The following is an 18,817-nucleotide window of genomic DNA, read 5'->3' on the forward strand; positions in this document are numbered from 1 at the left end:
TCGTGAATTAAGTTAAGGATTAGTGATGTGCCCACTGAACTGAATCCAGATCAATACCGTCTTTGAACATTTCCCAAAGCGGAGACATTTCCCTTAAATTACCAATAGATTCTTTAATCGTTTCTATTGCATGGTCGATCTCTTCATCTGTCGTGAAACGACCGATTGAGAATCGAATTGAGCTGTGTGCCATTTCATCATTCAGACCCAATGCACGTAATACGTAGCTTGGTTCTAGACTTGCTGAAGTACATGCTGAACCTGAAGATACTGCTAAGTCTTTTAATGCCATCATCAACGACTCACCTTCAACGAAGTTGAAGCTCACGTTTAGGCTACCGCAGTGTCTGTTTTCCATATCACCGTTGATATAAGTCTCTTCGATATGGTTAATACCATTCCAAAGCTTGTCGCGCAGGCGACGAATGCGCTCGTTGTCCACATCCATATCCGCTTTTGCAATTGCAGCAGCTTCGCCCATACCCACAATTTGGTGAGTTGCTAGCGTACCACTACGCATGCCGCGCTCATGTCCGCCACCGTGCATTGCTGCTTCTAGGCGAATACGTGGCTTACGGCTCACATATAGTGCGCCAATACCTTTAGGTCCATACATTTTATGGCCAGAAATTGATAACAAGTCGACTTTAGTCTTTTGCACATCAATCGGCATTTTACCTGCACTTTGTGCTGCATCGACATGGAATACGATTTTGCGTGAACGACATAGCTCACCAATCGCGTCGATATCTTGAATAACACCAATTTCGTTATTCACTTGCATGATGCTCACTAAAATAGTGTCTTCACGCATTGCAGCTTCAATCATAGCAACTGGAATGAGACCACTTGGCTCAGGCTGAAGGTAAGTCACTTCATAACCTTCACGCTCAAGTTGGCGACAAGTATCTAGAACCGCTTTGTGTTCTGTCTTGCTAGTGATGATGTGCTTGCCTTTCTTGTGGTAGAAGTGAGCAACACCTTTAATTGCAAGGTTGTCAGACTCAGTTGCACCAGACGTGAAAACAATTTCACGTGGGTCAGCATTGATAAGATCTGCAATTTGGTTACGCGCAATATCAACCGCTTCTTCAGCTTGCCAGCCGTAACGGTGAGAACGAGACGCTGGATTACCAAAAATGCCGTCCATTGTCATGCACTTCATCATTTTCTCTGCAACGCGAGGGTCAACCGGCGTCGTCGCAGCATAATCTAAATAGATAGGTAGCTTCATCACACACTCCGTACTTTGTAGTCTCTAACAGAGACCACTTACAACGTACAAAAAATAATTTTTATATTCATAACAAAAGCTGCTAAATGCTGAGCCTTTGCTCCTGCTGCAATTTATCCTGTTTAACGGAGATAAACTGCACATCTCTTTTATGCATTAATCCTGCTAACGATATGCCATTCAAGAAATCGGAGATTTGATTGCTTAAATCTCCCCAAAGAGAATGGGTTAAACATCGCGTTCCACTCTGGCAGTTTCCCTGACCTTGACAACGAGTTGCATCGACGGACTCATCAACCGCACGTACAACCATACCAACAGAGATTTCACATGCGTCAGTACCTAGGCGATATCCACCACCGGGCCCACGGACACTTGAAACCAAGCCGTTTTTTCTAAGTTTTGCAAAGAGTTGTTCGAGGTAAGATAGAGAGATCCCTTGACGCTCAGAAATATCGGCTAATGGTACGGGACCATTTGTAGAATGCATAGCAACATCTAGCATTGCTGTGACTGCGTACCGACCTTTCGATGTAAGTTTCATGCTACTACGTCTCCCAAAAAAGCATAGGCTAATTTCAACATACCCGACTGTTTTAGTCAAGTATAAAACCTAGCAATTTGGTCAGGTATTAATAGGATCATGACAGGAAATTAAATACCCCGTCATTTTGCTGGGGTATTTAACCTGTTTATTAGGCAAGATTCAATGGAATTTAAGATTTTAAACGCACATTCTGCTAGATAATGGGATCAAACTCATCTATTGACTTCTGACGCTTCTGCGCTGCCGCAATTTCTGCGTCGCTGAAATCTTCAACATCAAGCTCTGGCAGCTTCTCAGTACAAACGCTGCCGCCTAAAGTTTGTACTGCTTGGCACACTTCCTGTACTTTAGAATCCATCAAATGCATATGATCGAGCATCTGCCCAATAGCATTAGCAACCGGATCAGGATTATCAGGTGATACCGCGTAAGCATCGAAGCCATACTTTTTGGCCATTTCGGTACGGCGCTCTGATGTTTCTTTAGACTGCGCAGATGGCGTTGCGACCACACGACCAGGAATACCGACCACTGTGGTGTCAGCTGGTACGTCTTTAACCACGACTGAATTAGAGCCAACACGAGCCCCGTCGTTCATGGTGATCGGACCTAATATCTTAGCACCAGCACCAATCACCACATTATTACCTAATGTCGGGTGACGTTTGCCCGCTTGCCAAGTAGTACCACCTAAGGTCACACCATGGTAAAGCGTACAGTCGTTACCGATATTGGCGGTTTCACCAATTACCACGCCCATACCATGGTCGATGAAGAAGCGATCACCAATAGTTGCACCAGGATGGATCTCAACCCCGGTTAACCAACGTGAAAACGTTGATAAACATCGCGCTGAAAGTCGCCAATTTCTCACCCACAGTTTATTGCTTACCCTGTGGATCCAAATCGCCTGCATTCCCGGGTAATTGAATAGAATTTCAATGGTTCCGTTAGCGGCGGGATCTCTATGGTAAATAGAGGCTATGTCGTCTTTCAGTCTTGCGATAACACCCATTTAGCTACTTCCTTTTTAGCGCTACTTTTCTTTAGTCTCATTTTTAGCGACGACTTTATCAATCGAAGTCAAAATACCGCGCAAGATATTCATCTCTTGGCGTTCAATACGGGTACGGCTAAACAAACGACGTAACTTAGTCATTATCTGGCCGGGATGATTTTTAACGATAAAATTAGTCGATAGCAATGTGTTTTCTAAATGCTCGAAGAAATTCTCACGCTCTCTTGAAGATGGAAACGCTTCGAGGTTTTCATCATTTTCATCAACTGGTACTGGTTCAACACCGCTTTCAACTTGAGCTAAGTGCGCAACTCGCGCTTCATAACAAATGATTTGCACAGCTTGTGCTAAGTTGAGCGAGGTATATTCAGGGTTAGCCGGAATCGCCACGTGGTAATCACAGCGCTGTAGCTCTTCATTAGTCAGACCGTTATTTTCACGACCAAACACAATCGCCACTGGACCATTAAGCGCAGAACCTACAAGCTTCTCACCCGCTTCACGCGGCTCAAGCATCGGCCAGTCCAAGGTACGGCTACGCGCACTGGTTGCGATAACTAAGCTACAATCTGCAATGGCTTCTTCTACAGAGCTAACTGTTTTCGCATGCTTTAAAATATCTGAAGCACCTGCCGCTAGGGCAATAGAGTGCCCATCAGGCTCTACCTTTGGCTCAGCCAGATATAAAGTGGATAACCCCATGGTTTTCATAGCACGGGCTGTTGAACCTATATTCCCTGGGTGGGAAGTACCGACAAGAACGACACGAATATTGCTGAGCATGAAACTACTTATATTTTCTGAGAGAACACGTGTAAGAATGTTACCACAAGCACCTCATTTTGCTTATACAAAAATCAACATTTGATATAACTGTCAAATAGAGTATAATCCGCCTCCGATAATTTATATCCGTTCTTTTACATCCAGGGGATTTGCAATGCTTCCAATGCATACCATTGCTGTGCGCGCTGCTCGCGCTGCCGGCCAAACTATTGTACGCGCCTATGCGGAACTAGACCGTATAGAAGTCACCTCTAAAGGTGTTAACGACTACGTGACTAACGTAGACAAGGAAGCTGAAGCTGCAATCACGTATCAGATCCGTAAAGCTTACCCAGACCACACAATCGTTTGTGAGGAAAGCGGTGAGAATAAAGGAACTAACAAAGATTACGTTTGGATTGTTGACCCTCTGGATGGCACTAATAACTTCGTAAGAGGTATTCCTCACTTTGCTGTATCTATCGCGATGCAGTTTAAAGGCAAGACCGAAGTTGCAGTTGTTTACGATCCTATCCGTGACGAATTGTTCTCTGCTGTACGCGGCAAGTTCGCTAAGCTTAACGATTTCCGTATCCGTGTTAAAAACACAGATTTGAACGAAACTATCATTGCGACTGGTTTCCCATTCAAAGCTAAGCAACACACTGAAACTTACATGAAATTGTTTGCAGCTGCATTCACTCAATCTGCTGACGTACGTCGCGCAGGTTCTGCAGCACTCGATCTAGCTTACCTTGCAGCTGGCCGTGTTGATGGTTTCTTCGAAATCGGTCTTAAGCCATGGGATATCGCTGCTGGCGACCTAATCGTACGTGAAGCAGGTGGTACTGTGACTGACTTTACAGGTAACCACAACTACCTAGTATCTGGCAACATCGTTGCTGGTACACCAAAGACTACGATTGCACTACTTAAGACTTTCCGCCCATTATTGAGCGAAGCACTTAAGCGTTAATTTGCTCTAGTGATATATTTAAACCGCCTTTATGGCGGTTTTTTTATAATTGTTTTCTATATCAGCGCTAGCGAAACTACATCAAAAATAACCAAAGCCAATATTGACTCACGAAAACAGCTGATTAAGTTACGCTAAATAGATCGTATGTTTATACGTACCAAACAAAAAAATTCGGTTCCGAACACTAATCCTCCCGTTCCCTTCCTTTAAACAGCACTACTGTGCTAGTGCTGTAAGCTAAATACTACCCTCATTGTTATTCAATCTTTTTGTTATTTTTTAATCAGAAAAAATTCATACACTCTAGCGTTATATACTTAGGCTTATACCAATAACATTTGTAGGTAATTTATTGCTACGGTTGACAGAAAGATAACGCCGATGAGCGTTAACGACTTAATTGACAATAAATGGTGAAAAAGCAAAATCAACAAATGAAATTTTAAAACGCAATTGTGAATAATGTCACATCGATAATGTCACATTATTTTAATTTGCTGATACCCTTTATCAAACGACTGTAATAGGGAATACCATGGATAAAATGTATCGAAAATATGGCATTAGCAGTATTAAAGCCATTGAGCATCTCGTATTAATCATTATAGCAATTTCGACTGTTGTCGCGATTGGCCAAGAAATTAAACATATTTTCGATGTAGGCGCAGTAACACTTGCCGATCTACTTCTACTGTTTATTTACCTTGAAGTACTGGCGATGGTGTCACATTACGCAGAGTCGGGTAAACTGCCCATTCGTATGCCACTGTATATTGCTATCGTCGCGTTAGCTCGTTACCTAATCCTTGACATGAAAGCTATGGATGATTGGCGAATTATTGCGATATCACTATCGACCTTAACTCTTGCAGCAACAGTCATAGTGATCCGCTGGGGACAATTAAAACTACCTTACCCGCGCCCTAAAGAAGAAGATTTATAGGTCAATTACTCATCATTGCCTAATTCAAAACGTCTAAATGCCTGAACATCTGCTTCAGGCATTTTTTTATATTGTAAATCGCAGTGTTTTTTATCCTATAATGCTCGTAATAACTTTCGCTTTAATTATCTTGGTAAGATCTTTAAGCTATCTAGTTATGCGCTAGACCTAAGGATAACTCAGTATGGAAAGCTACCAAGAAGAGAGACGCCGTTCTATCCGCGTTGATATGGAGTCAGAAACAGTGAATATCGCCATACAAAGCGATGTTGACGTAATTACTAAGCCTGCTATTGCCCGTTGTATCGATCTTTCACGTAAAGGCGCGTTACTACACTGCCAACAAGCTATGCCCCTAGGAACCTTAATTGCCATTACGTTTAATGCCGGTAAAGAGAACCAAAATAGCGTAAAAGGGCAAGTTTGCCGATGTATCACACTAGACGATCAAAGTTTCCACGTTGCCTTACAACTCATATAAGTATTGCTTAACCCAGCCTTCGAACTCTAGTCGATAAAAAGCCTGCAAAAGCAGGCTTATATACGTTAATCCATCACAGGTTTTTAGTGATTACAGATCCTATCTGCTGCGGTTTCAATCCCAGCCTCAGAATGAATAAACTTACCTTTCTTTTCTAGAAACTCGATCAACTCATCAGCATTCATCTCGGAAGCTGAGCAAGTGTGATAGTGGGCTTTCTCGCCAAAAGTAGTATGCATTAATTGTCTTAACGCTGATTTTGTTAACGACTGACCCTGTGCGAGCATAAGCTCCATCACTTGATGACCATGAACTGACTCTGACATATTCTACCTACCCTTAAACTGTACACGTTAAGCTGCATATATAAAGCACTTTATACGCTATCTATTCCGACAAAACTTTGATCTCGCTAGCAGTCAGATGATTCTCACTAAAATTACGTAGGCAGATCTTAACTAAGCACATAATATTAGCGAATCGAATTAAACTCGCCGACACACTTTTCTGAACTATGATTCTGATAAGCTGTGATAGGTCCAAGATATAAATGAGTCGCTTATGTCGTTAATTTTATTACTAACTCAACAGATGAGCCTTTATATGGTCATTGTCTACCTTGTTAGTAAGACTCCTTTGTTTAAACTCTTCACCGAAGCGGCTACTCGCCTGCCCCATAAAGTGTTTATCTACCTGATATTTTCAAGCTTTTGCATTATGGCTACCTACTTCGGTGAACAAACTAATGACGCCATCGCTAATACTCGCGCTATGGGCGCTGTACTCGGTGGCTTACTGGGAGGCCCTGTCACTGGTTTTTTAGTTGGGTTAACAGGTGGCTTACACCGTTACAGCATGGGCGGATTTACCGATCTTGCCTGCGCAATATCGACCACACTTGAGGGCTTATCTGCAGGGTTATTTAGTTATTACTTACGTCGAATTGGCCATCAGGAGTTAATTTACTCACCGCTAATGGTTTGCATCGTTACCTTTGCCGCCGAAATCATGCAGATGCTCGTCATCGTTTCAGTTGCTAAACCTTTCGATGATGCTTGGCTTTTGGTGCAACAAATAGCTCTACCTATGTTATTGATAAACTCGGTTGGCGCTGCATTATTCATGAGTATTATCCGCGACCAAAAGGCCATGTATGACAAAATGTCATCGGTGTTTTCAACGCAATCATTGCGGATAGCCGAGCGCAGTGTGGGAATATTATCAGACGGGTTTAACGAAGAAAGCTGCATGCAGGTAGCACAAATCGTTAAGCAGGAAACCCAAGTGGGTGCTGTCGCGATTACTGATACTGAAAAACTATTGGCGTTTTGTGGTATTGGCGATAACCACCATATTGTCGGTACGCCAATTTCATCCAAGCTAACCCAAGATGCTATAGAGCAGGACAAAGTGATGTTTGCAGACGGCGTTAACATGGCCTACTCCTGCTCTATCTCAAAAGAGTGTCAATTGGGGTCTTGCTTGGTGATCCCGCTTCGCTCTGATGCAGAGGTCATTGGCACGATTAAACTGTATGAGCCTAAAAAGAAGTTGTTCTTAAATATCAACCGCAGTTTAGGTGAAGGATTAGGTCGATTACTGTCTAACCAAATCTTATATGGTCGTTTTGCTGCCCAGCAAAATTTATTGGTTCAGTCAGAACTCAAGTTATTGCAGGCTCAAGTTAACCCGCACTTTTTATTTAACGCGCTTAATACCATTGCAGCAATCATTCGCCGCGACCCCAATACTGCTCGTAGACTTATTCAAAACTTATCGCAATTTTTACGAATTAACTTAAAGCGCACAACAGGGCTTGTCACCCTGGCAGATGAGCTCGAACATATCGACTCTTACCTCACAATAGAGAAAGCGCGCTTTATTGATAAGCTTACGGTCAATATCGAAATCGCAGATAATTTATTACACTATAAATTGCCTGCATTTACACTGCAGCCCATCATTGAGAACGCAGTGAAACATGGCACATCAAATATGCTTGAATCTGGTGTCATTACGGTTAGGGGCGAGCAATTAGCGGATTCAACGTTACTATTGTCTGTCACCGATAATGCAGGTCTGTATAAAGCAAAAACAGACAGCGAGGGGCTTGGAATGAATATCGTTGATAAGCGTATTCAAAATATGTTCGGCGCACAATTTGGTATTGCCATAGATTTTAAAACTGGCAGTTACACCACTATCAGTATTCATCTGCCTATTATGGAGGCTAACATTTGATCACTTGTATCATTATTGACGATGAACCTTACGCCAGAGATGAAATCGCTATTTTACTGGAAAATGAACCAGACATTGAAGTACTTGCCCAGTGCAGTAATGCCGTAGAAGCCATTCAAGCTATTACTAAACTTAAACCGCAGCTAATATTTTTAGATATCCAAATGCCAAAAATTTCAGGGTTAGAGCTGGCAGCAATGCTAGATCCTGATAATTTACCGCGGATCGTATTTATCACCGCTTTTGATGAGTACGCCATTACCGCATTTGAGAAGCAGGCTTATGATTACTTATTAAAGCCTATAGATGATGCACGTTTTGCCAACACCGTTGCTAGATTACGCAAAGACTTAACACCTAAAGTGTTAAGTCCTATTGCGGCGGAAAAACTTGCACATATTCCCTGCTTTAGCGGTAACAAATTGAAAGTTATCGCAACAGAAGCCGTACAATATGTTTATAGCGACGTAAGTGGTGTCCATGTGGCGACAGATACTGAACTAGTCCACACCCATATGACGTTAAGGGTTTTAGCAGAAAAAACCTCGCTTATCTATTGCCATAGGCAGTACTTAATCGCCCCAGCTGCCATTGCTGAAATTGAAATTCAAGAGGCTGGCGCCGAGGTAACAACCCGCTCTGGCGCTAAGGTTCCCGTATCTCGTCGTTACTTAAAGCAGCTAAAACAGCTGTTTGGTTTCCAATAGGGTAAAATCGTTAACCGCTTAGGTCAGTATGTTACCACTGACCTTCACTATTTGACCGCTTAGCTATTTGCCACTTTCCCGTTCAATAAATACGTTTACACTCCCGAGCATTATAAGATTGGAGAGTGTTATTATGTCGTGGTTTTTTCTTTGCGTCGGTCTATTGATCGGTGGCTACTTTATCTACGGTGCATTTGTCGAAAAGGTTTTCGGCATCAATGCTAAGCGCCAAACCCCTGCGTTTACTAAAACAGACGGTGTTGACTATGTACCGATGTCAAAAGGTAAAGTGTATTTAATTCAGCTACTCAATATCGCTGGTGTGGGTCCTATCTTTGGTCCTATCCTAGGTGCGCTTTATGGCCCAGCAGCAATGTTATGGATTGTATTAGGCTGTATTTTTGCTGGTGCCGTTCACGACTACTTCTCAGGTATGTTGTCAGTACGCAACAATGGTGAATCAGTACCAAGCCTTGCGGGTAAATACTTAGGTAAAGGCGCTAAGCACTTTATGAATGTATTTGCCATTATTCTACTGCTTTTAGTTGGTGTGGTGTTTATCTCTGCTCCAGCAGGCCTTTTAGCCAAGCTGACAGGTTGGGATCTGAGCATTTTTGTCGGTATTATCTTCTTCTACTACTTAATTGCGACTATCGTACCTGTAGACAAGATCATTGGTCGTCTATATCCATTCTTTGGCGCACTATTAGTTTTCATGTCTGTTGGCTTAACCATCGCACTAATCGTATCAAGCGAGCACAGCTTATTGCCTGGCGTTGAAGTGAGTGACTTCCTAACTAATCTTAACCCGAATGACATGCCTCTATGGCCTGCACTATTCATCACTATTGCCTGTGGTGCGATCTCTGGTTTCCACGCAACGCAGTCACCATTGATGGCACGTTGTGTTGAAAACGAATCAAATGGCCGTTTCGTGTTCTTTGGTGCAATGATTGGTGAAGGTATTATCGCGCTAATCTGGTGTGCTATCGCATTGTCATTCTTTGGTGGTGTTGAAGGCCTAAACGCGGGCATGGCGGGTAACCCTGCAAACGTGGTTTATGAGGCATCGACTGGCCTTCTAGGCGCTGTAGGTGGTTTCCTCGCAGTTTTAGGTGTAATCGTATTGCCTATCACTTCTGGTGACACCGCGTTCCGTAGTGCGCGCCTGATTCTAGCTGAGTTCTTCAAAATGCCACAAACTGAGCTACCAAAGCGCTTAATGTTTGCAATACCATTGTTTGCAGCTGGCGCAGTATTGACTCAAGTCGACTTTGGTGTGATTTGGCGCTACTTCGGCGTGGCAAACCAAGCGACTGCGGTAATGATGTTATGGACAGCATCGGCTTACTTGCTACGTCTAAACAAGTTCCATTGGATCTGTACGATTCCAGCCATGTTTATGACAACAGTAGTGATTAGCTTCCTATTAAGCTCGCCAACTCTTGGCGCTGGTCTACCGATGACGTTGTCGACAATTGCCGGTATCGTATCAACCTTAGTGATCACCGGGTTGATCATGGTTAAGACAAAAGGCAAAGGCGACATAGAGTCGGCTGCTGGAGAAGCTTAATTAATTGCGAGTTAAAGCAAATAAAAAGCCAGTCATTTGACTGGCTTTTTTAATTTGCATTCAAGTGCACTCAACTAGAGTATGCTTAGTTGCTCAATAACCTAAAGCCTACTCCTGAACGCCCTTAAGTAACTCAGGCTCTACAAGTACAGAGTTGTCGTTATCAGAGATCCAGATCTGGCCCTCACAGATATTAAACTGCAAAGACATATTACGACCGACCAATTGTCCCATCGCTTTAACAGCCTCTTCAGGGATGTTCCAAATCGTTAAATTGCTATAACGTTCTAGCAGCGGTTCATTTTGCTTCCACCAAATCGGCACACTACGGCCGCCATAGGTAATAAGCTGTACTTGTTTTGCACGGCCGCAAGCTTTACGAAGCCACTTCTCATCGCTTTGACCGAATTCAACCCATAGGTTAATTTCATCGGATAAGGATTTATCCCAAAGTTCTGGCTCGTCATCGACGCACAGTCCTTTACTAAACGTCAGTGAATCACTGGCGTTCATAGCAAAAGCAAGGAGCCTTACCATCATGCGTTCATCGGTTTCTGATGGATGCTGAGCAACCGTTAATTGATGGTCTTGATAATAGCCACGGTCCATATCGGCGATTTGGATAGCGATTTTAAATACGGTAGCTTTCTTAGCCATGAGTGATGTTCACAATAGAATTTGCGCCAAGTTTACCTCAATTTAGTGGCGCAACACATGATCACGTCACTAAAAAGTAAATCGACTGAATAGACAGGATTAAAAGCTTCCTGCCTGCAGATGTCTTGCTGCGGGAAATAGTTTAACTAAATGAGTGATTTCAGCAGGGTCACCATACACTAAGCATGACTCTCCTTTTGCCAGTAACTCGGCAATTGTTGATTCATCATAGTGGTCACTATAGCTTGCATCACGCCTTAAGATCTCATTAAGCCCAAACGGCACTGACAATCGAGAAAAGGTGACTTCTATTTTTTGTAGATATGGCATAGCACCTATTGGCAGTAATTCAGGTGCAGTACCCGAATCAATCAATAAAAGCTCGCCCTGCTGTGCTTGCATAGCAAAACTGGCTTCATAATGGCTTTGTGTATCGGCATCAAAGCGGGAATCATTACGAGTAAAGAACTGTTCCCAAAATACTCGTCTTTGCTTAAACACAGGCAACCGTTGCTGCACCTCTTCACGGCGTTCAGCAATAAAATCAAATAACGGGCTTAACGACTGCGGTAACCAAGATTCTAAACGAGCACGTAGTTCTCTAGCATAAACTGGCGCAGCACCTGCTGTACTGATAGCGATTTGCAAACGACCGCGATCGACAATTGAAGGAGTAATAAAACGGCAAAACTTGGGGTTATCAACAACGTTAGCCCAAATACCTTGCTCTTTTGCGAAAACAGCTAGCTGCTCATTTAGCGCGGTATCGGCGGTGCAAAGGTATAATAGATCTGCTCCGTTAATATCAGCTTCAGTCACAGCGCGCAGTTCAAGCGAGATCCGACCTTGCTCCGCATAATTGAGAGTGTCCTGACAAGCTTCAATTGCAATCACGTGAATCTGTGCTTGAGTGCGGCTAAGTAAATCCAATTTACGGCTGGCAACATCACCCGCGCCAATAACGAGAACCTTCAGTGATTGAGTATCTACAAACAACGGAAAATATTGCATTTACAATGGCACCTTAACGACAAATTACGACTTATTTAGTCGTGTTCTATCGGCAATTGTCGCTCAAGCCAAGCTTTATAACCACCCGCTAAAGAGACCACTTTGGTATAACCCATAACTTGAAGATTATTTGCAGCTAAAGCTGAACGGTACCCTCCGCCACAATACAAAACTAGCGGTGTATCTTTTTCTGGAAATAAGGTCTCAATATCTCGCTCTATAATACCGCGGCCCAGGTGATGTGCTTTAGGTAAGTGTCCTTTTTGCCACTCAGAGTCCTCACGTACGTCCAGCAATGTCCAACCATTCATTGATTGGTATTGCTCAACATTAACTTCGGTCACTAAAGGTAAAATACTTTCAACTAATGCTAAAAATGCGGGATTATGTTTCATTAACTGTACTTCTCACTACGTTCGGCACTGCAATTCCAGCAGAGCTCGAAACTTGATTCATTCACTTCATGGCAATTAACACACTTCCATTGTGGGCACTGCGCATTCAGTGAAGCCATTTGTGTTTTAGCCTGTTCGAACTGGCTATCAGCGACCCAAAGTTCAACGTTTTGAATGCCTGTTGGCAACTCACCAACGCCACCCAATAGAGCTTCGCCTTTAATCTCTACTTGTATGCCACTCGATTCGAGCATACCTTTCCAGGTATGAGCTTCTAGGAGGTTTCCTGCTGCGACTAGCCGTGTTTGCTCTTCCATGTTATTTCCTACTGCTATTGCTCTATCTGGCAAATTAAAAGGTTAAAACCTAAATCAACATCACTTTGCTTTTATTGAAGCTTTCAATAAATAAGGCAAATAGTGATGTAACTTGGGATCACATGCTACTGCTAAATTGTTAAGTCTGTCGAGCGGTGTTTTTTCGAACAACATAAAATATCTGTCGAAAGCCTTCTATGTGGTGATTTTAGCTGATACCTCAGCGTATAGGAATTAGTATCACTAGCTTCGGAATTATTCATTTATGCTATTAATACCGGCATAAAAAAAGCCACCTTAAAGGTGGCTTTTTATTAATACCATATTGGTTATGGCATTAGTGCGTCTTGATCTGCGCCTTCTTTTTCAACTTCTACTGGCATCATGTGTTCACGATTGATCCCTAGTTTGATTGCTAAGAAACTAGCAACGTAGATTGAAGAGAAAGTACCGACAAAAATACCCATTAACAATGCTGTTGCAAAGCCATGGATCATAGTGCCGCCTTTAAGGAACAGCGCAACAACCACAACCAAAGTTGTACCGGTAGTGATAATGGTACGGCTCATGGTTTGGGTAATTGAGATATTCACGACTTCTTCCGGCAAGCTCTTACGCAACTTAAGGAAGTTTTCACGAATACGGTCAAATACAACTATGGTATCGTTAAGCGAGTAACCTACTACGGTCAATAGGCCAGCTAGCACCGTTAGGTCAAACTCAAGTTGTAATACTGAGAATACACCTAAGGTAACGATGATATCGTGTGCTAGCGCCGCCACAGAACCTAATGCTAGGCGCCATTCAAAACGGAATGACACGTAAATTAGAATACAAATTAACGCCACTAAAACCGCTAGACCGCCTTGCTCAGCAAGTTCTTTGCCGACTTGTGGTCCAACAAACTCAACACGCTTTTGAATTACCGCAGAGTCAAGTTGTGTCACTGCAGCCATTACGTCATTAACTTGGTCTTCACTCTTAAAGTCATCTTTAACAGGAAGACGAATAAGCACGTCACGGCTAGAACCAAAGTTCTGTACAACTGCACCACCTACCGCTTCGGTCACCAGACCGCTGCGAATCGCAGTTAAGTCCGCAGGCTTGGAGAATTCAAGCTCAACAACCGTACCTCCAGTAAAGTCTAGCCCCCAGTTAATCCCTTTAGTCGCTAAACTAGCAATTGAGCCCAATACCAACACAGCAGAAAAAATACTGATAGGAAGTGCATGGCGTAGGAAGTTGACTGTGCCTTTAACATTTAAAACTTGTAACATTATCAACGTCCCCTTAAATAGACAGTTTCTTCACGCGCTTACCACCCCAAATCGCATTAACGATTGAGCGTGTGCCAACAATGGCTGTAAACATAGAAGTGGCGATACCAATCATTAGCGTCACCGCGAAACCTTTAACCGCACCAGTACCGACTGCAAATAAGATTAGTGCTGTCATAAAGGTAGTAATGTTCGCATCAGCAATGGTTGAGAACGCATTACCGTAACCTTCATGAATCGCTTGCTGTACACTGCGGCCATTACGTAATTCTTCACGAATACGTTCGTAAATAAGTACGTTGCCATCAACCGCCATACCAACAGTTAACACCATGCCGGCAATACCCGGTAAGGTTAATACTGCACCAGGGATCATTGACATCACGCCGACAACCATCACCAAGTTAGCCGTTAGTGCTAAATTAGCAATAAGGCCGAAACCACGGTAGTAAACCAACATAAAGATAAGCACTACTGCCATACCCCAGATCATGGCTTGCATACCGTTTTCGATATTTTCCTGACCAAGGCTTGGACCAATAGTACGTTCTTCAACAATATAAACTGGCGCAATTAGCGCACCTGCACGTAGTAACAATGCTAGGTTTTGTGCTTCAGCATGCTCTAAGCCAGTAATAACAAAGTTACGGCCTAAACGTGCTTGAATAGTAGCAACCGAGATAACTTCCTCAATCTTCTTCATCTTTACGCTACCATCAGCATTCTTTTCACCGGTATCTTTGTACTCGATAAATAGCGTTGCCATTGGATTACCAATGTTGTCTTTGGTTACGTTAGAGAAAATTGAACCGCCTTTCGCATCAAGATTAATGGCTACTTGTGGACGACTGTATTCATCAAAACTTGGTTGTGCGCCTTGGATATGATCACCGGTCAACATAACCGTTTTTTTCAATACCACTGGACCGCCATCACGACGTTCGTAAAGCTCAGAACCCGCTGGAACTCGACCGCTCATTGCAGCTTGAACATCAGCTTTTTGGTCAACCATGTGGAATTCAATCGATGCTGTCGCACTTAAAATCTCTTTTGCACGGGCAGTATCTTGAACACCAGGTAGCTCAACGATAATACGTTCAGCACCTTGACGCTGTACAACTGGCTCAGCCACACCTAACTCGTTTACACGGTTACGTAATGTCGTGATATTTTGTTGTAGCGCCTCTTCTTTAACTTGTTTTAAGTAAGCTTCGCTTGGATTTGCAACAAGAACATAGTCTTCGCCAACGCTGTTGTCTTGGAAGACCATGTCATTGCTGCGTGACTTTAGAAAGTTTTCTGCTTTAGCTAAAGTCTCAGCATCACGGAATTTAATCTGGATGCCTTTGGCGCTATTACGAATACCCGCGTAGCGAATTTTCTCAGCTCGTAAATCCGTTCTGAAGTCAGCAACTTTGGCTTCGGTCATCTTACGAATCGCTTCACCCATGTCCACTTCCATTAAGAAGTGAACACCACCGCGTAAGTCCAAACCTAGCTTCATCGGCGAACCGCCCATGGCTTCAAGCCATGCAGGAGTTGCTGGAGCTAAGTTAAGTGCTACGGTATATTTGTCGCCTAACGCTTCAGCAATGGCTTCTTTAGCAACAAGTTGTGCTTCACCATTGTTGACACGTACTAACAACTGACCATTTTCAAGCTCAGCACGCTTAACAGCGATACCTTTGCTCTTTAATACATCATTTACTGTCGACATTGTCGACGCTGAGACCTCTGCTCCTCGGGTAGCAACCACTTGAACTGCGTGGTCTTCACCGAAAAGGTTTGGTATCGCATAGAATGCACCGACGGCGATAATAATTATCACCATCAGGTTTTTCCACATCGGGTATTTATTCAACACGCCTTTGCCCTCTTGGCTTAAAGTGACTTAATAGAGCCTTTTGGCAATACGGCCGCAATATAATCCTTCTTAATCGTGATTTCGCTAGTCTCGTTGATAGTCAACAATACATAGTCGTTTTCATCACTGATTTTTGCGATCTTACCTAGAATACCGCCGCTTGTTAGCACTTCATCACCTTTGCTCAAAGAGCTCATTAGGTTCTTGTGCTCTTTAACGCGCTTTGATTGTGGACGGAAAATCATGAAGTAAAAAATTAGGCCGAAAATGACCAACATGAAAATCAATTCCATCGTACCACCAGCGCCACCAACAGGTGCATCAGCTGCATATGCGTTTGAAATAAACATAGTATTCTCTTCTTATTGTCTGAGTAAAAATTAATCGGATAATTCAGGAACTTCAGGTACTTCTCGACCTTGGCTGGTATAGAATTCCGTAACAAAGGCGTCTAATGTACCTGTCTCGATAGCGCCACGCAAACCTTCCATCAATCTTTGGTAATAGCGAAGGTTATGAATGGTGTTTAATCGAGCACCCAAAATTTCGTTACAACGATCCAAGTGGTAAAGGTATGCCCGTGAGTAGTTCTTACAGGTATAACAATCACACTTATCATCGAGTGGTGAAGTGTCATCACGATGACGTGCATTACGGATCTTAATAACCCCTTCACTGGTAAACAGATGACCATTTCGAGCATTTCGCGTTGGCATAACACAATCGAACATATCTACACCGCGGCGCACACCTTCAACTAAATCTTCTGGCTTACCGACCCCCATCAAATAGCGAGGCTTATCAGCTGGAATTTTTGGACAAACATGCTCAAGAATGCGATGCATGTCTTCCTTAGGCTCGCCAACTGCTAAACCACCAACAGCGTATCCATCAAAACCAATGTCAACTAAGCCATTTAGGCTTTCATCACGTAGGTCTTCATAAACACCGCCTTGAATAATACCGAATAAGGAATTCGGGTTTTCAAGTCTGTCAAACTCATCACGTGAACGTTGTGCCCAACGCAGAGACATCTGCATCGATTTACGCGCTTCGTCCTCAGTTGCTGGATATGGCGTACACTCATCAAAAATCATTACCACATCACTGCCCAATGAATCTTGAATTTGCATCGACTTTTCTGGATCCAAGAAAATCTTTTCACCGTTAATTGGTGAGCGGAAATGTACGCCTTCTTCAGTGATCTTACGAATATCACCCAAGCTAAATACTTGGAATCCGCCTGAGTCAGTCAAAATAGGACGTTGCCAGTTCATAAAGTCATGTAAGTCGCCATGCTTACGCATGATCTCTTCACCTGGACGTAACCATAGGTGGAAAGTGTTACCTAGCAGAATGTCTGCACCGGTTTCACGCACTTCTTCAGGCGTCATACCTTTAACGGTACCGTATGTACCTACAGGCATAAACGCGGGCGTTTCAACTGTGCCACGTTCAAAAATCAAACGACCACGACGCGCGCGGCCTTGAGTTGTATCTAATTCGAATTTCATTTTTCACCTCGCCAGATAAACAGTCTGACCTGAGTTAACTCAAGTTTTTGAGTCAAAGATTATGACAAACATAAGGGCAAACAATTCAGTATCAACCCTAAATGCCAAAATATGCATTAAATCTGCGGATAAAAAAATACCCACTTCATATTATGAACTGGGTATTTTAAAGCAATTTGGATAATTAGTTCGCTTTTTTGGTCACAAACATGGCGTCACCATAGCTAAAGAAGCGGTATTTTTGAGCGATCGCGTGCTGATAGGCGTTTTTTACCTCATCGAAGCCTGCAAACGCACTTAGTAGCATAATCAAAGTTGATTCTGGCAGGTGGAAGTTTGTCACCATGGCATCGACAACTTGGAACTGATAGCCTGGATAAATAAAGATATCGGTATCACCGCTAAATGGCTGTAACTCACCAACTGATGCTTTAGCTGCACTCTCTAATGAACGCACCGATGTAGTGCCCACTGCAACGACACGATTACCTGCAGCTTTAGTTGCCGCGATTAACTCAACAACATCTTTTGGCACTTCTGCCCACTCAGAATGCATTTTATGATCAAGAATATTATCAACGCGCACCGGCTGAAATGTACCTGCACCAACGTGCAAAGTCACAAAAGCAGTGTTCACGCCCTTGTCTTTTAATTTAGCCAGCATGGCATCGTCAAAATGTAGACCAGCTGTAGGTGCAGCAACTGCGCCAGGGTTTTGGTTGTAAACCGTCTGATAGCGCTCTTTATCCGTATCTTCATCGGGTCTATCAATATATGGCGGCAGCGGCATATGACCCACTTCTTCGAGTACTTCCAAGATAGTCTTGTCACTTTGCAGTTCAAGCTCGAATAATGCGTCGTGTCTCGCGACCATCACCATCTCATAGCCACCATCAAGACAGACAATCGAATCGACTTTTGGCGATTTAGAACAACGAACGTGGGCCAGAACTCGTTTATCGTCAAGCATGCGCTCAACTAAGATCTCTAACTTACCACCTGACTGCTTAGTACCAAACATACGTGCAGGAATAACCCGAGTATTATTAAACACCATTAAATCACCAGGATTCACATGTTCTAGAATATCGGTAAACTGCAGATCGGCAAGCTCGCCACTGTTACCATTGAGTGATAACAGTCGTGAAGCAGTACGCTCAGCGGTTGGGTAACGAGCAATTAGCTCATCAGGGAGTTCAAACGAAAAATCTGCAACGCGCATGGAAAGTCTCTACTGTGTCTAAATCGGCCGCTAGTCTATGACTAGCGTAAAAGAAGATCAACAATCTAACCT

At 43.2% G+C, this 18,817-nt stretch carries 20 protein-coding genes; 6 read left to right on the top strand and 14 right to left on the bottom strand.

The features are described 5' to 3' along the window. Nucleotides 1–19: 19 nt before the first annotated feature. From L2747_RS12030 to trmJ, 4 genes are all read right to left on the bottom strand, one after another. Nucleotides 20–1,234 (bottom strand): IscS subfamily cysteine desulfurase, encoded by a 1,215-nt coding sequence (locus L2747_RS12030; RefSeq protein WP_248999270.1) that lies wholly within the window; start codon nucleotides 1,232–1,234, stop codon nucleotides 20–22. Between the two features lie 82 nt (nucleotides 1,235–1,316). Beyond that, nucleotides 1,317–1,778, bottom strand: coding sequence for a Fe-S cluster assembly transcriptional regulator IscR (gene iscR, locus L2747_RS12035; RefSeq protein ID WP_028767226.1), 462 nt, complete (start codon nucleotides 1,776–1,778; stop codon nucleotides 1,317–1,319). A gap of 196 nt (nucleotides 1,779–1,974) precedes the next feature. After that, on the bottom strand, nucleotides 1,975–2,796 hold the full coding sequence (gene cysE, locus L2747_RS12040) for a serine O-acetyltransferase (protein WP_248999271.1): 822 nt from the start codon (nucleotides 2,794–2,796) through the stop codon (nucleotides 1,975–1,977). A gap of 21 nt (nucleotides 2,797–2,817) precedes the next feature. Continuing rightward, a complete protein-coding gene (trmJ, locus tag L2747_RS12045; protein WP_248999272.1) occupies nucleotides 2,818–3,582 on the bottom strand; it encodes a tRNA (cytosine(32)/uridine(32)-2'-O)-methyltransferase TrmJ in 765 nt (254 codons plus the stop codon). A 157-nt stretch (nucleotides 3,583–3,739) separates the two neighbouring features. Between trmJ and suhB the strand changes: the two genes are divergently transcribed. The 3 genes from suhB (at nucleotide 3,740) to L2747_RS12060 (ending at nucleotide 5,967) form a co-directional block, all read left to right on the top strand. Beyond that, the gene (gene suhB, locus L2747_RS12050) at nucleotides 3,740–4,540 is read left to right on the top strand and encodes an inositol-1-monophosphatase (RefSeq protein ID WP_220781749.1); all 801 of its coding nucleotides are present in this window, start codon (nucleotides 3,740–3,742) and stop codon (nucleotides 4,538–4,540) included. A 538-nt stretch (nucleotides 4,541–5,078) separates the two neighbouring features. Continuing rightward, nucleotides 5,079–5,486 carry a phosphate-starvation-inducible protein PsiE gene (locus L2747_RS12055; RefSeq protein WP_248999273.1) on the top strand — a complete coding sequence of 136 codons (408 nt, stop codon included), beginning with the start codon at nucleotides 5,079–5,081 and terminating at the stop codon, nucleotides 5,484–5,486. Between the two features lie 184 nt (nucleotides 5,487–5,670). Further along, a complete protein-coding gene (locus L2747_RS12060) occupies nucleotides 5,671–5,967 on the top strand; it encodes a PilZ domain-containing protein (protein ID WP_248999274.1) in 297 nt (98 codons plus the stop codon). An 83-nt stretch (nucleotides 5,968–6,050) separates the two neighbouring features. Here the strand turns inward: L2747_RS12060 and L2747_RS12065 are convergent, their stop codons facing one another. Beyond that, nucleotides 6,051–6,293 carry a YecH family metal-binding protein gene (locus tag L2747_RS12065; protein WP_248999275.1) on the bottom strand — a complete coding sequence of 81 codons (243 nt, stop codon included), beginning with the start codon at nucleotides 6,291–6,293 and terminating at the stop codon, nucleotides 6,051–6,053. A 235-nt stretch (nucleotides 6,294–6,528) separates the two neighbouring features. Between L2747_RS12065 and L2747_RS12070 the strand changes: the two genes are divergently transcribed. The 3 genes from L2747_RS12070 (at nucleotide 6,529) to L2747_RS12080 (ending at nucleotide 10,488) form a co-directional block, all read left to right on the top strand. Then, a complete protein-coding gene (locus tag L2747_RS12070) occupies nucleotides 6,529–8,208 on the top strand; it encodes a sensor histidine kinase (protein ID WP_248999276.1) in 1,680 nt (559 codons plus the stop codon). Then, the gene (gene btsR, locus L2747_RS12075) at nucleotides 8,205–8,915 is read left to right on the top strand and encodes a two-component system response regulator BtsR (RefSeq protein WP_248999277.1); all 711 of its coding nucleotides are present in this window, start codon (nucleotides 8,205–8,207) and stop codon (nucleotides 8,913–8,915) included. The genes L2747_RS12070 and btsR overlap by 4 nt, the downstream gene beginning before the upstream one ends. A 133-nt stretch (nucleotides 8,916–9,048) precedes the next feature. Beyond that, entirely contained in the window at nucleotides 9,049–10,488 is a 1,440-nt protein-coding gene (locus tag L2747_RS12080) for a carbon starvation CstA family protein (RefSeq protein ID WP_248999278.1), read from the top strand. A 108-nt stretch (nucleotides 10,489–10,596) separates the two neighbouring features. Here the strand turns inward: L2747_RS12080 and L2747_RS12085 are convergent, their stop codons facing one another. From L2747_RS12085 to queA, 9 genes are all read right to left on the bottom strand, one after another. Continuing rightward, a complete protein-coding gene (locus L2747_RS12085; protein ID WP_220781742.1) occupies nucleotides 10,597–11,145 on the bottom strand; it encodes a YaeQ family protein in 549 nt (182 codons plus the stop codon). Nucleotides 11,146–11,244: 99 nt separating this feature from the next. Next, the gene (locus L2747_RS12090) at nucleotides 11,245–12,156 is read right to left on the bottom strand and encodes a precorrin-2 dehydrogenase/sirohydrochlorin ferrochelatase family protein (protein WP_248999279.1); all 912 of its coding nucleotides are present in this window, start codon (nucleotides 12,154–12,156) and stop codon (nucleotides 11,245–11,247) included. Nucleotides 12,157–12,191: 35 nt separating this feature from the next. Next, nucleotides 12,192–12,551, bottom strand: a complete 360-nt coding sequence (locus tag L2747_RS12095) for a rhodanese-like domain-containing protein (protein ID WP_248999280.1) — start codon at nucleotides 12,549–12,551, stop codon at nucleotides 12,192–12,194. After that, the gene (locus L2747_RS12100) at nucleotides 12,551–12,868 is read right to left on the bottom strand and encodes a putative signal transducing protein (protein ID WP_248999281.1); all 318 of its coding nucleotides are present in this window, start codon (nucleotides 12,866–12,868) and stop codon (nucleotides 12,551–12,553) included. The genes L2747_RS12095 and L2747_RS12100 overlap by 1 nt, the downstream gene beginning before the upstream one ends. Nucleotides 12,869–13,197: 329 nt before the next feature. Then, on the bottom strand, nucleotides 13,198–14,145 hold the full coding sequence (secF, locus tag L2747_RS12105) for a protein translocase subunit SecF (RefSeq protein ID WP_248999282.1): 948 nt from the start codon (nucleotides 14,143–14,145) through the stop codon (nucleotides 13,198–13,200). 13 nt (nucleotides 14,146–14,158) lie between these two features. Next, nucleotides 14,159–16,009: a protein translocase subunit SecD gene (gene secD, locus L2747_RS12110; protein WP_248999283.1), complete on the bottom strand. Its 1,851-nt coding sequence runs from the start codon at nucleotides 16,007–16,009 to the stop codon at nucleotides 14,159–14,161. A 17-nt stretch (nucleotides 16,010–16,026) separates the two neighbouring features. Beyond that, a complete protein-coding gene (yajC, locus tag L2747_RS12115) occupies nucleotides 16,027–16,359 on the bottom strand; it encodes a preprotein translocase subunit YajC (RefSeq protein WP_012154722.1) in 333 nt (110 codons plus the stop codon). A gap of 30 nt (nucleotides 16,360–16,389) precedes the next feature. Next, nucleotides 16,390–17,523 (bottom strand): tRNA guanosine(34) transglycosylase Tgt, encoded by a 1,134-nt coding sequence (gene tgt, locus L2747_RS12120; RefSeq protein ID WP_012154721.1) that lies wholly within the window; start codon nucleotides 17,521–17,523, stop codon nucleotides 16,390–16,392. Between the two features lie 184 nt (nucleotides 17,524–17,707). Continuing rightward, a complete protein-coding gene (gene queA, locus L2747_RS12125) occupies nucleotides 17,708–18,745 on the bottom strand; it encodes a tRNA preQ1(34) S-adenosylmethionine ribosyltransferase-isomerase QueA (protein WP_248999284.1) in 1,038 nt (345 codons plus the stop codon). Nucleotides 18,746–18,817: the final 72 nt, after the last annotated feature.

Source organism: Shewanella marinintestina (assembly GCF_023283845.1).
Classification (GTDB): Bacteria; Pseudomonadota; Gammaproteobacteria; order Enterobacterales; family Shewanellaceae; genus Shewanella; species Shewanella marinintestina.